General features: G+C 70.2%; 7 protein-coding genes. 6 read left to right on the top strand and 1 reads right to left on the bottom strand.

Annotated elements, in window-relative coordinates:
* Nucleotides 1-269 precede the first annotated feature (269 nt).
* The 3 genes from ACQ3HB_RS04760 (at nt 270) to ACQ3HB_RS04750 (ending at nt 8,021) form a co-directional block, all read left to right on the top strand.
* Nucleotides 270-1,925 (top strand): amino acid permease, encoded by a 1,656-nt coding sequence (locus tag ACQ3HB_RS04760; protein ID WP_430918233.1) that lies wholly within the window; start codon nt 270-272, stop codon nt 1,923-1,925.
* Between the two features lie 271 nt (nt 1,926-2,196).
* On the top strand, nt 2,197-2,745 hold the full coding sequence (gene pyrE / locus ACQ3HB_RS04755; RefSeq protein ID WP_430918231.1) for an orotate phosphoribosyltransferase: 549 nt from the start codon (nt 2,197-2,199) through the stop codon (nt 2,743-2,745).
* Nucleotides 2,745-8,021 (top strand): hypothetical protein, encoded by a 5,277-nt coding sequence (locus ACQ3HB_RS04750; protein WP_430918230.1) that lies wholly within the window; start codon nt 2,745-2,747, stop codon nt 8,019-8,021. The genes pyrE and ACQ3HB_RS04750 overlap by 1 nt, the downstream gene beginning before the upstream one ends.
* Nucleotides 8,022-8,295: 274 nt before the next feature.
* Here ACQ3HB_RS04750 and ACQ3HB_RS04745 read toward each other — a convergent pair whose 3' ends face one another.
* A complete protein-coding gene (locus tag ACQ3HB_RS04745) occupies nt 8,296-9,108 on the bottom strand; it encodes an HAD-IIA family hydrolase (protein WP_430918227.1) in 813 nt (270 codons plus the stop codon).
* Nucleotides 9,109-9,446: 338 nt separating this feature from the next.
* Between ACQ3HB_RS04745 and ACQ3HB_RS04740 the strand changes: the two genes are divergently transcribed.
* The 3 genes from ACQ3HB_RS04740 (at nt 9,447) to ACQ3HB_RS04730 (ending at nt 12,755) form a co-directional block, all read left to right on the top strand.
* Entirely contained in the window at nt 9,447-10,124 is a 678-nt protein-coding gene (locus ACQ3HB_RS04740) for a TrmH family RNA methyltransferase (RefSeq protein WP_430918225.1), read from the top strand.
* Between the two features lie 249 nt (nt 10,125-10,373).
* A complete protein-coding gene (locus ACQ3HB_RS04735) occupies nt 10,374-10,823 on the top strand; it encodes a hypothetical protein (RefSeq protein WP_430918223.1) in 450 nt (149 codons plus the stop codon).
* A gap of 507 nt (nt 10,824-11,330) precedes the next feature.
* Nucleotides 11,331-12,755 carry an Ig-like domain-containing protein gene (locus ACQ3HB_RS04730; RefSeq protein ID WP_430918221.1) on the top strand — a complete coding sequence of 475 codons (1,425 nt, stop codon included), beginning with the start codon at nt 11,331-11,333 and terminating at the stop codon, nt 12,753-12,755.
* Nucleotides 12,756-13,052: the final 297 nt, after the last annotated feature.

The following is a 13,052-nucleotide window of genomic DNA, read 5'->3' as shown; positions in this document are numbered from 1 at the left end:
GACGGGAACGTGCGGTGCTGTGGTGGGGCATCGTTGCCGCCACGGATCGAATGGTGCCTTTCGCGACCATTACATCACACGTGGCGACCCTCGCGCGGGTGTGATTTCCGCCATCGCTCACGGAAGTCTCGAACTCACAGCTGATATCCACTCGATCAAAGGTATGTACACGCAACCTTTGCAGGCTCTATAGTCGTGCCAGCAACTGCACGGCCCCCGAATCGCACCAGCACGTCGGGCACACCCGACCAGAGCGCAAAGGACCCAGGATGGCCAAGGACACCTTGAACGTGTCGGGCGTGACCTACACGACCGCCGACGCCGGCTACTTCGAGAAGCGGAAACTCAAACGCTCGGCAGGCATCTGGGGTCTGTGGGGCCTCGCCGTGGCAGCCGTCATCTCGGGCGACTTCTCCGGCTGGAACTTCGGCATCGAGTTCGCCGGCTTCGGCGGCATGGCCATCGCCTTCGTCATCCTCGTCGCCATGTACTACGGCATGATCTTCTCCATCGGGGAGATGGCGTCCGCGATGCCGCACACGGGCGGCGCGTACTCCTTCTCGCGCGCGGCGATGGGGCCGTGGGGCGGGTTCGTCACAGGCCTCGCCGAGACGATCGAGTACGTCGCCACGACGGCCGTCATCGTCTACTTCTCGGCGTCCTACGCCGGCGCGATCACCACGGAACTGCTCGGCTTCACGATGCCGGCCTGGGCGTGGTGGCTCATCCTCTACGCGGCGTTCATCGCCCTCAACTCGGCCGGCGCGAACATCTCCTTCACATTCGCGATCGTCGTCTCGATCATCTCCATCGGCATCCTGCTCGTCTTCTCGGCCATGGCGATCTTCTCGGGCCAGTTCGCGTGGGCGAACCTGTTCGACATCGTCCCCGACGCCGGCCAGACCGCCTTCCTCCCGCACGGCGTCCTCCCGATCCTGTTCGCCCTGCCGTTCGCGATGTGGTTCTTCCTCGGGATCGAGGAACTCCCGCTCGCCGCCGAGGAGGCGCACGACCCGGTTCGCGACATCCCGAAGGCCGGCTTCTGGGCCCGCGGCACGCTCATCGTGACCGGCCTCCTCGTCCTCTTCCTCAACACGGGCATCATCGGCGCGAAGGCGACCGGCGTCGCGGGAGAACCGCTCCTCGACGGCTTCCGGGCGATGGTCGGCGACGGCGCCGCAGCCGTGCTCGCCCTCTTCGCGCTCATCGGACTGCTCGCCTCGCTGCAGGGCATCATGTTCGCCTACGGACGCAACATGTACTCGCTGTCCCGCGCCGGCTACTACCCGAAGTTCCTGTCCCTCACGGGCAAGCGGCAGACGCCGTGGGTCGCGCTCCTCGCTGGCGCCCTCATCGGGTTCGTCGCCCTCATCATCGTCGACGCGGCCGGTGGCTCAGGGGGCGTCGCGGGCGCGATCGTCCTCAACATCGCCGTGTGGGGCGCCGTCCTCGCCTACCTCATGCAGATGATCTCGTTCATGATCCTGCGCAAGAAGTTCCCCAACGCGAAGCGGCCGTACCGCAGCCCGTGGGGTGTGCCCGGCGCGGTCATCGCAGCCGTCATCGCCGCGCTCATCTTCGTCGGCTTCCTGCTGAACCCGACGTTCCTGCCCGCGATCATCGCGATCGTCGTCGTGTACGCCGTGATGCTGATCATCTTCGCCGTCGATGGCCGGAAGCGGCTCATCCTCTCGCCGGAGGAGGAGTACGCGGTGTCCGGCGGCCTGCACGGCGACCCGCAGGCCGAGGGGTACGGCGGCGCGGTCGAGGGCGACTTGCTCGCGGCCGACGGCGTTGACGGTGCGGGCATCGGCGCTGCCGCTGCCGGTGGCGGTGCTACGGACGACGTCGACGGCATCGTCGCAGAGGCCGAACTCGTCACCTCTGCCGACGTCGACGACCCGGAGCCCGACGCCGTCCGCTGACCCCGTTCGCCGCTCCTGCCTGTTCCACAACTCAGGACGGCCTGTTCACAACTCAGGACGAGCCCGGCGTGTCGCCATCGACACGCCGGGCTCGCTGCGCGCCACGCCGCAACGCTCCTGAGTTGTGAACACGCGCTCCTGAGGTGTGAACCGGCCGATGCGATGGGCTGTGCGCCGGGCGGTGAGCTGGCCGATGGGGTGGATCGTGATGCCGAAAGGACCCCGGATGGGTGAATGGGCGTGTTAGGGGTAGCCCCGGTAGACTGGCCGTGTGACGGATGCACGAGCTCAGCTCATCGACTACATCTCGGCCGAGGCCGTATTCCACGGTGACTTCACCCTGACCAGCGGGAAGAAGGCGACGTACTACGTCGACCTCCGCAAGGTCAGTCTGGACCACCGCGTGGCACCGCTGATCGGTCAGGTGATGATCGACCTCATCGCCGACGTCCCCGACGTGTTCGCCGTCGGCGGTCTCACGATGGGCGCAGACCCCATCGCATCGGCCGTCCTGCACCAGGGCGCCGCGCGTGGACTCACGTACGACGCGTTCGTCGTGCGCAAGGAGCCCAAGGACCACGGCCGCGGTCGTCAGGTCGAGGGCCCCGACCTCGAGGGCAAACGCGTCATCGTCCTCGAAGACACCTCCACCACGGGCGGTTCGCCGCTCGCCGCCATCGAAGCGCTCAAGAAGGTCGGTGCCGTCATCGCCGGCGTCGCGGTGGTCGTCGACCGCAATACGGGCGCACGCGAGATCATCGAAGCAGCCGGTTACCCGTACTTCGCGGCCATCGGCCTGGAAGATCTGGGACTCGCCTGATGTCCACCGACGGTTCCGATCGCAACGGAGCACCAGAACCGGAAGAGGCGGCAGACGGCACGGACTGGCTGCTCTCGCAACTCGGTGATGGTGAAATCGATGACACCGGAGCTGTCCCCATCGTCGGCACGGATGAGCACGCGGATGGCACGCATGCGGATGTCTCCCCGACCTCCGAAACCGTGCCGGACGAGTCTGTGCGGGACGAGTCTGTGCCGGACGAGCATGGGATCCCGCCCGTCGAGCCGCCGTTCACGCGACTGACGAGCCCGAGCGATGCAGCGCCCGCGCCCGCGGAGTCAGCTGTGGAACCGCCGGTGGACGATGCCGCGACGCGCGTGATCCCCGTCGTCGATCCACCGCAGCCTGGTGCATTCAGCGGCGCTGTGCCTGAACCTGTCGCCCCGGTCGAGCCCGGCGTCTCCGGTGCGCCTGCTGCCGCTGCACCAGCCACTCCTGCCGAATCTGCGGGTGCTCCTGCCGCCGGTGGGGCGTCCGGCTGGCTCGCCGCTGCTTCGGCGAGTTCCGCGGATTCCTCCGACGGCCCGACCGAGCCGAGCGCTTTCTCCTCCGAAGCAGACCTCCTGTCCTGGTGGCAGCGGCAGATTCCCGTCCCGAAGTCGGCCCAGGACCTCGCGGCGAACGGTGGCGACGCGGACGGCGCCGCTCCTGCCGACGAGGCGCCACGAGTCGCGCACGACACCGGCGCCGACGATGCACCGACGGTCGCGACACCCGTCGTCCAGCCCTCGCCGACCCCGTCCGCCCTGCCTCCCGCTGCTTCCCCGGCGGCGCCCATCGCGCAGGCCCCCGCCCCCGGCGCAGCCGACGCACCCACGGTGGCGACGCCTGTCGTGCCGACGATTCAGAGTGCTGCACCGGCTGCGGCACCCCCGACCGAGACGGCGAGCGGGAACCCTGTGGCCGAGCCGTCCGCGACCGAGACGGCTTCGACCGAGCAGCCCGTGACCGAGCAGCCCGCGACGCCCCCGGTGCACCCCAACGCGCTCGACCTGCCGACGGCCGCGTCGCCGTCTCCGACTGCATCGGCGCCAGCATCGCCGCCGTCCGAACTCTCGACCGCTCCGCGCACGCCGTCCGGTCTGCCGCTCAACGAACTCACGGTCGACACCGACGCCGTCCTCCTCGCCGCGCCGCACGCCGCGTTCCGGCCCGCGCCGACGAACCCCGTCGTCGTTCCGCCGCCCGCGGACGGCCCCTGGAGCCTGAGCGATGACGAGGAGCGCGCGAGTGGCGCGGCTCCCACCGCACCGGAGGACGTCGCGACGGCGGCGCTGCCGATCGCTGGTGCGCTCGCCTCGAACGATCCCGCAGCTTGGGCGAGCCTCGAAGCCGACGAGCGGGCGCGTGCGGACGAATCGGCACAGGCCGATGCGTCGTCCGCGGGCTCCGCCGCACCGTCGGAATCGGCAGCTCCGGCCGCGCCTCCAGCCACGCCCCCGACCGCGGATGCGACTGCCGACGCCGCGAGCGCGCCCGCTGGCATCGCATCGGATGCGGACACCTCCGCCGCTGAGGACGCCGCCGCTGACGACTCCGAGGAGGCCGACGACCTGCCCACCGGCTCGTGGAGTCTCACGCAGGACTTCGGCGACGAAGCCCTCATCGACACCGGCGCCGTCATCACGCCGCCCGGCGGCATGACGTTCGCAGGCATCCCCGATGCTGGCCCGATCGACCTTCCTGCGGACCTGCGCCCATCGGTCGTGGAAACGACGCCGGAAGCCGTCGAGTCCGCGGACGTTCCTGAATCGACCGCGGCGTCTGAGGCGACTGCCGCGTCTGAAGCTCCTGTCGCCCCTTTCTCCTCTGACGCTCCGGCGGTCGCTGAAACCGTCGAACCGGCGGATGCGTCCGCCAACGACATCGACGAGCTCACCCACGGATCACCGGAAACCGTCGCGCCCGCGCCCGCCGCTGCATCGGATCCGCTCGCCTGGCTGACGTCGCCTCTCGGCGATGCGACCATCGGCGCGACCGACACCACGGTCGACGAGCCGGAGACCGACCAGGCCGTCGAGATCGTTCCGGTCGCCGTGACGCTGCCGCCGGAGACCGTCGAGCCGCTCGCCGACGCCGTGCCCTCGGAGGCGCCTGCGTTCACCGAGGAACCGGTCTACGTGCCGCAGCCCGCGTACAGTGCGACGCCCGCCGTCGCGCCGGAGACGGATGCCGCTCCAGAACGGCACGACGACAGCGCGGACGCGGCTTCGGAATCGAGCTTCGCCGCCCCAGAGACTCCTGTGCACGGTGTGCGTGAGCCCGCGACGGAGACCGACATCGCCCACGCCGCTGCATCGGAACCGACCGATCCGCCCACGGACGCGCTCGCGTGGCTCATCGCCCCGCTCGCAGAGGACGACGAGGACGCGGATACCGACGAGGACGCGAGCGACGCCGCCGATGCTGCGTCTGTCGCGCCGGTCGCCGCAGCCCCCGTGGCCCCGGCGACCCCGACCGAGCCAGCGCCGGCGAACCCCTTCCCCGAGAGCCCCGCTGAGGCAGAGCACCCGCTCACGGTCTTCCCGCCGAACGTCGGCGTGCCCGGCATCACGGTGGACAGCGTTCCGGATGCCGTTCCGAGCGACGACGAATCCGCCCGGCACGCATCGGCTCCGTCGGATGCTCTGAACGAAGACGAGTTCCCCTTCGCGCCGATCATCGATCCGTCCAACGGCTTCGATGCCGCGCCGACCGTGATCCCGGGTCTGCCGCCGATCGTCCCGCCGTACGTGGATGCTGTCTCCGCAGAGCAGGCCGCTGATCCGGCTGCACTCGGAGCCGACGCGGACTCCAGGGCCGACTCCAGGGCCGAGGCCGGAGTCGAGGCCGACTCTGAACGGCTCGATGCGGACGCACCCGATGCTCACGAGGACGCCGTCGACGGCGAAGCGGTGACCGACGAGACGCGTCCCTTCGACAGCCTCGCAGGCCTCACCCTGCCGACCCCCGCCCAGCCGATGCCCGCCGTCGAGATCGATGACGAGCCGGTTGCCCCGTCGCTCGGTCGCGCGTGGTCCGCTGCGCCCGCCGACGACGCGACGGCGCAGGACTTCCCCGAGCTGCCGGACCCCCGCTTCACGACCCCCGCCGAGGAGCTGCCGGCTGCGTTCGTGCCGCCCGCACCCGGTCCGGACCGTTCGATCACCGACTTGATCGCGACGATCGAGGGCGACACCGCCACACCGACGCCGAGCCCGTTCGGGTCCGAGCCGTTCGTCTGGGACCTCGCGCCCAACGACGCCCTCGACCCGCTCGTGCACGCTGCGCCGACGACCGCCCCGATCCCGCTGCCGGACGTGCAGTGGGAGGCCGCCGTCGTGCCGCCCGTCAGCGCGACTTCGCCGTCGGAGCTCGCCCAGGACGAGACCTCCGAGGGCGATGGCCTGCAGGCCGAGGCGCTGCAAGCCGAAGCGCTGAGTGCCGACACGCTCGCGACTTCGGCCCCGATCGCCGGTGCAGTGGTGGCTGGAGCGCACAGCGCGGATGTCGATGCCGCTGAGCCGTTCGCACCTGGCGCGGATCCTGCCTCCTTCTCGTCCGAGGCAGTTGCCGACGTTGACGCCAACGCCGCAGGCGAGGCCGATGCTGAAGGCGACGTGGATGTCGAAGGCGACGTCGCCGACGCCGACACCATCACCACCTCGTCCGACCAGGAGCCCATCGTCTCCGATGAGACGGTCGACCTGTTCCCGACGCTCACGCTCACTCCGCTCGACGCTCAGCGTCTGGTGGAGGACGAAGCACGCGCCGGCGAAGGAGACGGTACCGCCGACAGCGATGCCGTCGACACTTCTGACTCTGGTGCTGCAGACGCACCATCGACCGGATTCGCCATCGACCCGGAAGAGCTCGACGACGACTTCGACGAGGAGATCGTCCAGTTCGATGCCGTGCCGCTCCCCGCGAGTGCTGCCGCGACGGTCGTCGGCCAGGGCGTCGAAGGCGTGTCGCGCGATGCGGTCGACGACGATGCTGCTGACGTTGCTGACGTTGCTGAGGCTGCTGAGGCTGCTGAGGCCGCTGACGCTGCTGACGCTGAGGACGCGGGGTTCTTCGCCTCGGCGTCCGCCGTCGCCGCTGATGCACCCGGTGCGGCCCGTGCCGGCGTGGAAACCGACGCCGTCGCCGCGGATGTCGATGTGCCCGTCGAACCGGAGCCCGTGAGCGAGGAACTCCGACTCGAGTCGCTCTTCGGCCTGGACCCGGACACCGAGGCCGTGCCTGTGATCGACGCCGCGGACGGGCCGACTCCAGACCCGACGTCAGCGTCTTCCGCCTCCGCGACCGGCAGCGGATTCGACGCGACTGCCGTTGATGCCGAAAGCGCATCCTTCGATGGTGCAGCCGGCCTCGGCGACGAAGCCCTGTCTGCGGAGGTCACATCGGCCGAGCTCCCACCTGCCCCGGCCACGCCGTTCGACGCTCCGTCCGCGACACCGACGACCGATGCCACGGCCACGGCCTTCACCGGCGTCGAGTCCGAATGGCTCGCCGCCGGCGCTGCCGCCGCTGGACAGGTTCCGGCGGTCTTCGCGTCCGGCCCGGACGGCATCGTTGCACCGCCCGTCGACGCCGAGTCCGACAACGCTGCCGTGTCCGACCAGACCCTCGCAGGTGACGAGCCGACGCACGGTGCGCCTGCTGGGGGCGCTTCCGACGAGGGCGCTTCTCCCGACGGCGCCGGAACCTCGACGACGTCCGAGTTCGGCGGCGTTCCGACGCCCGGCCACGCTGCGGGCCCGATCCTCCTCGGCGCCGACGCCACGGCAGCCGTCTTCGGTGCCGCCCCCGTCGACGGCTCGGAGGCCGCAGACGCGCTGCGAGCCGACGCGCAGTTCGCCGGCGCTCCTGCCTCCGCCGTCGGTGCGCCTCCGATCCTGCCGACGCCGGCGGCCTCCGTGTCAGGTCGCGAAGCAGGTGATGGTTCGCCGTTCCCCGAGTACGTCGACGACGCATCGACCGGCCCAGGCGTGCCCCGCTGGCTGTTGTGGACCGTGGTGGGTCTCGCGGTCGCAGTGCTGATGCTCGGCGCGTTCTACCTGGGCACACTCGTCGGCGGCGCGGGTGCAGCGACATCGTCCGCCCCGAGCCCCGCACCGTCGGCTGCTGCCGCCATCAACACCGGCACCGGCACCGGCACCGGTCCCGGTACCGCCACCGCCATCGGCACCGCCACCGGCATCAGTACCGGCATCGGCACCGCCACCGGCATCAGTACCGGCATCGGCACCGTCTCAGCGGACACCCTCTAGCTGGAGTTCCTTCTCCGGACGACCTCCGCCCACCTGCCGACGCCTGCTCCTGCTGTTCACAACTCAGGAGCGTCCCGGTGTGTCGCGGGGTGGGAGCGGCATGTCGAGGCCGACACGCCGTGCCCGTCCTGAGTTGTGAACACACACACGCGCCCATGGGTCGGGACGGGGCGCGGATGCCACCGGACGGACGATACCGGGACCCGGGCGCACCGGCACTGGTCGATCCTGACGTCAGGACGGGAGCCGGCCACAGGGCCGGCGCCCGCAGCGCTTACGGAGCGGAGTCGTACAGTTCCGTCTCGGCGGGCTCCGGGCGGACGAGGTCGATGACGCCGTCGAGGATCTCGTTCGGGCGGAACGGGTAGCGCGCGATCTCGGCTTCATCGCTGATGCCCGTGAGGACGAGGACGGTGTGGAGGCCGGCCTCGATGCCCGCGACGATGTCGGTGTCCATGCGGTCGCCGATCATGCCCGTGTTCTCCGAGTGCGCACCGATCTTGTTCAGCGCGGAACGGAACATCATCGGGTTCGGCTTGCCGACGACGTACGGCTCCTTGCCGGTCGCCTTCGTGATGAGGGCGGCGATGGCTCCCGTCGCCGGCATCGGTCCGTCGGCGCTCGGGCCGGTCGCGTCGGGGTTCGTGACGATGAAGCGTGCACCCGCAGCGATGAGACGGATCGCCTTCGTGATCGCCTCGAACGAGTAGTTGCGGGTCTCGCCGACGACGACGTAGTCCGGGTTCGTCTCGGTCATGATGAAGCCGGCTTCGTGGAGCGCGGTCGTGATGCCCGCTTCACCGATGACGAACGCCGATCCGCCCGGCTCCTGCTCGGCGAGGAAGGCGGCGGTCGCGAGGGCGGACGTCCAGATGCGCTCCTCTGGGACGTCGAGGCCGGAGGCGCGGAGGCGTGCGCTGAGGTCGCGCGGGGTGAAGATCGAGTTGTTCGTGAGGACGAGGAACGGGGTCCCCTGGTCCTGCCACTGCTGGAGCAGGGCTGCTGCGCCCGGGAGCGCGTGGTTCTCGTGGACGAGCACGCCGTCCATGTCCGTGAGCCAGCATTCGACTTCATCGCGTCGCGACATGGTGTCCTCCGTCGTTTCCGTGGGGCGCGGCACGCGGCCGCAGCAGGGAGCCGGCGGCAGCGCCGGCGTCAGCACCCCCAGTCTGGCACGCATCGCTGAGTTCACAATTCCGGAACTCCTGAGCGTCCGCGCTGTTCGCAATTCCGGAACTCCTGCGACGCCTGGGTGTTCACAACTCAGGAGACGTCCGGCGTGTCGCGCGGGACGCGCCGATGCCGCGCCCGACACGCCGAGACGCTCCTGAGTTGTGAACGGAGGAGGGCGGCGGAGACGGGCGGGCAGGGGCGGAGACGGGCGGGCAGGAAGGAGCGATGGCGGCCGGACGGTAGATTTGACCGGTGCCAGAGAACCCCGAGCAGTCAGACGTCGCCGCGCAGCCGTCGGCCGCGGACAACCCGACGCACGAGCGCTCGACGGCAGGTGTCGGGCCGTGGCAGGGCGAGTTGCCGGACGAACCGCACTACGACCGGGCCCTCCTCGCTGCGGGGGACACGCGCAACGTCATCGACCGCTACCGCTACTGGACGATGGAAGCGATCGTCGCCGACCTGGACGAGCACCGGCATCCGTTCCACGTCGCGATCGAGAACTGGCAGCACGACATGAACATCGGGTCGATCGTGCGCACGGCCAACGCGTTCGCCGCCGACACCGTCCACATCGTCGGTCGTCGCCGCTGGAACAAGCGCGGCGCGATGGTCACCGACCGCTACCAGCACGTCCTCCACCACCCCGACATCGAGGCGCTCGTCGTCTGGGCGCGAGCCGAGGGGATGCCGATCATCGCGATCGACAACGTGCCCGGCTCCGTCATCATCGAGACCTTCGCGTTCCCCGAGCGATGCCTGTTGCTGTTCGGACAGGAGGGTCCCGGGCTGTCCGAGGAGGCGATCGCGGCCGCGGATGCGGTGGTCGAGATCAGCCAGTTCGGGTCGACGAGGTCGATCAACGCGTCGGCTGCCGCGGCCGTCGCCATGCACTCCTGGGTCATGCAGCACGTGCGGTTCGAGGCGTAGCGAGATCGCGGGAAGCCACTGCCGCCGAATAATTCGGGGCCGCAGCTTCATCTCAGTTTTGACTCAGTTTTTCCGCAGGCTTCGGATTCGCCTGTTCTGAAGCCTCTGACCGGGCCATAATCGGAATCGGAGTCACACTCCACCGCTGAACCCGTTCTTCCAAGGCAACCCGATGCTGCGGAAGCCACCGTCTGGAACCCGAATCCCGGCCGGTGCGATCGGCGGAACACCCGAAGAACGAAGTCGCAGATGACCCGATTCCCTGATCGGCGCGCCAGCTTGCCCGAACGTGCGGTGCGCCCGACCCTGTCCACCACCTTCACCCGCCTCGCGATCCCGGCCGCGTTCGCCGTGGTCGCCCTCGTCGGCCTGACCTCTCCCGCTCAAGCGCTGCCCATGACCGCGGGCCCCGCGGAAGACGCCGTGTCCACGCTGGCCGCCGCTGCCCAGGCGTTCCCCGCAGCGTTCGTCGAAACCCGTACGGCCGTCGCCCCCGATGGCGCCAACGGGACCAACACCGCGGACACGAACGACGGCGGATCCAGCGCTGCCGGAGCATCCGGTCCGTCCGAGCTCCTCGGCCCGGCCGGTGTCCTCCTCGTCTCGCTCCTCGTCTGGGGTGCAGGCGCCGCATACGCGACGAGACGACGGATGCTCGCCGAACAGCGCGAGGCCGAACTCGTCGGAGCCGCGAACTGACCCTCGCCGTCACATCGCACGGGAACACAGCAGCACAGCACCGTTCCACCAGAGCAACACAACACAGCAACTTCCGCACCCCTCCCGATCCGTCGGCTGAGCATCAGCCGGCCCGAAACCGCAGCGCGGCCGTCGGATCGGCGGGTGTGGTCAACGTGATCGCACGGCCCGAAAACCGATGCGGCGCGGATCGAACACGGACCGCCGGGTGGCCCTACCGCCCGGCGGTCTGTTGCATGCCCGCGGTGGGCTGGTCGGCTTGTGCGGCCACAGTGCTCGGGTCGGGTGCCGCGGCCTTGGTCGAGGTTTGCGCTGGCGACGACCCAACCGCAACGGACGCACTCGCCCGGTCTGGACCCGTCGCCATGACGAGCTCCCGAGGAACTTCCGGTGAATTGTCGGAAGTCGCGTCATGATCCGCTCGCCGGGGACTCACCCAAGGGTGTCCAGCGATGCCGCAAGGCATCACCCGAGCTGGACGAGTACCGACCCGAATGCGAGTACCCGATGACGACGATCCACCCTGCCCACCCGACCCCGACCCCGTCGGCACCGGCCGCCCCGAACGGCCAGACCGACACCCGAACGACCCGAACGACCCGAATCACCGAAACCAGCCGAATCGACCCCGCCGCGGCAACCGCCGCAACCGCCGCAACGGCCGCCCCCGGCCGCCGCTCCCTCCGTCGCCTTGCCGCCGCAGCCATCGTCGGCACGGTCGCGGCCGCTGCAGCCCTCGTCGGTGTCGCCGCGCCCGCCCAGGCCGCGGAGATCCCCGATGCGATCACCAACGTCACGGTCACGTCCACGGCCGAGGACGGCACCTACGCCAAACAGCAGACGATCACGGTCGCAGCGGACTGGCACGTGCCGGACGGAACGCCCGCCGGCAGCACGTTCTCGTTGCAGCTCCCGGACGAGTTCGTCGGCCTCGGCGCCGAGTTCCCCCTCCTCACCAAAGCGGGCGACACGGTCGCCACGTGCGTCATGACGACGGCCGTGAACCGGCTCGACTGCACTCTGACCGACTACGTGACGACGCACCCGCAGGACATCGGCGGATCGCTCGAGCTCTATGCGAAGCTCAGCAGTTCGCTCGACGCCGGCACGAACCACGTCATCCGGATGACGGTGAACGGCGAGGTCGTCGAGATCCCGATCACCGTCCAGCCGGGCGGCGACCCCGGTCCCGCACGCCCCTTCGAGGGCCAGGGCTTCGGCAAATGGGGGACGCTGAGCGATGACGGCACGTACATCGGTTGGTGGATGAGCCTTCCCGCCCCGGCCGGAGGCCTCGACGCCGACTACCCGAAGACGGTCGTGACCGACACGCTCGGCGCCGGCCACACCTTCGACCCCGACTCCCTCGAGTTCCTCGATGCGAGCTCACTCAACGCGGCCGGCACGGACCCGGAGTGGGTGCGTGCGACCGAGGGCGTCGACTACACGATCACGTCCACCGACAGCGGTTTCACCCTCACCTTCGATGGGAAGCAGGGGCACTACTACGCGATCTGGTACGCGACGAAGCCAGATGCCGGTTCCGCCGGTCCGTGGGCGAACAGTGCGACGATCGCGGGGAACGGCGTCGACGTCCCTCCCGTCGAGTGGACGGTCACCGCGCACGGCGGTGGCGGCACCGGAAGCGGTGTCCTGCCGCCGGTCGAACCGACGACCCCGCCGGTCGAGCCCACGGTTCCGCCGACGCAGCCCGCAGTGCCGCCCGTGACGATGACGCCGGCGCCGGTTCCCACGGCTCCGCCCGCGTCCGCCGCCGCTCCCGCAGCAGCGCAGAAGGCGCTCGCGAGCACGGGACCGTGGCTCGCGGGTCCCGGGATGATCGGCGCGTCCGTGCTGCTCGCGTTCGGCATCGGTTCGATGCTCGTCGCCAACCACCGCTCCGCAACGCGTCGGAAGCAGTCGCGCGGCTGATCGACCCGTCGTCCGGTCGGCGCGTCGAGCGCTGACCGGCAGCCGATCGTCCGCTCCCGAACGGCGGGCGATCGGACTCCACGGCCCGGTCAGGTCGATCACCTCGGCCCCAGGCCACCCGGCTCGCGCCGGTCGGCGCCCCACCCGAAGGGGCACCGCCCGGCGTGAGCCGTTCGTGTTCCTTCGAGGTCGATCTGGTGGCCGGCGCGATGCGCTCGCGCGAGCGCGGGTGGTATCGGACCCGCGCTCGCGGCGCAGGGGCGCGGGCGCGCGAGCGCATCGCGCTGCCCACCACTC

This window comes from Plantibacter lichenum, assembly GCF_050587525.1.
Lineage (GTDB): Bacteria > Actinomycetota > Actinomycetes > Actinomycetales > Microbacteriaceae > Plantibacter.
Note: the sequence above shows the minus strand (reverse complement) of the source record. Positions and strands in the feature narration are given on the sequence as shown.

What these genes read in the sequence shown, in the direction of transcription:
- ACQ3HB_RS04735 (WP_430918223.1), top strand. Translation starts at nt 10,374, where the DNA reads ATGACCCGATTCCCTGATCGGCGCGCCAGCTTGCCCGAACGTGCGGTG.
- ACQ3HB_RS04760 (WP_430918233.1), top strand. Translation starts at nt 270, where the DNA reads ATGGCCAAGGACACCTTGAACGTGTCGGGCGTGACCTACACGACCGCC.
- ACQ3HB_RS04750 (WP_430918230.1), top strand. Translation starts at nt 2,745, where the DNA reads ATGTCCACCGACGGTTCCGATCGCAACGGAGCACCAGAACCGGAAGAG.
- ACQ3HB_RS04745 (WP_430918227.1), bottom strand. Translation starts at nt 9,108, where the DNA reads ATGTCGCGACGCGATGAAGTCGAATGCTGGCTCACGGACATGGACGGC.
- ACQ3HB_RS04730 (WP_430918221.1), top strand. Translation starts at nt 11,331, where the DNA reads ATGACGACGATCCACCCTGCCCACCCGACCCCGACCCCGTCGGCACCG.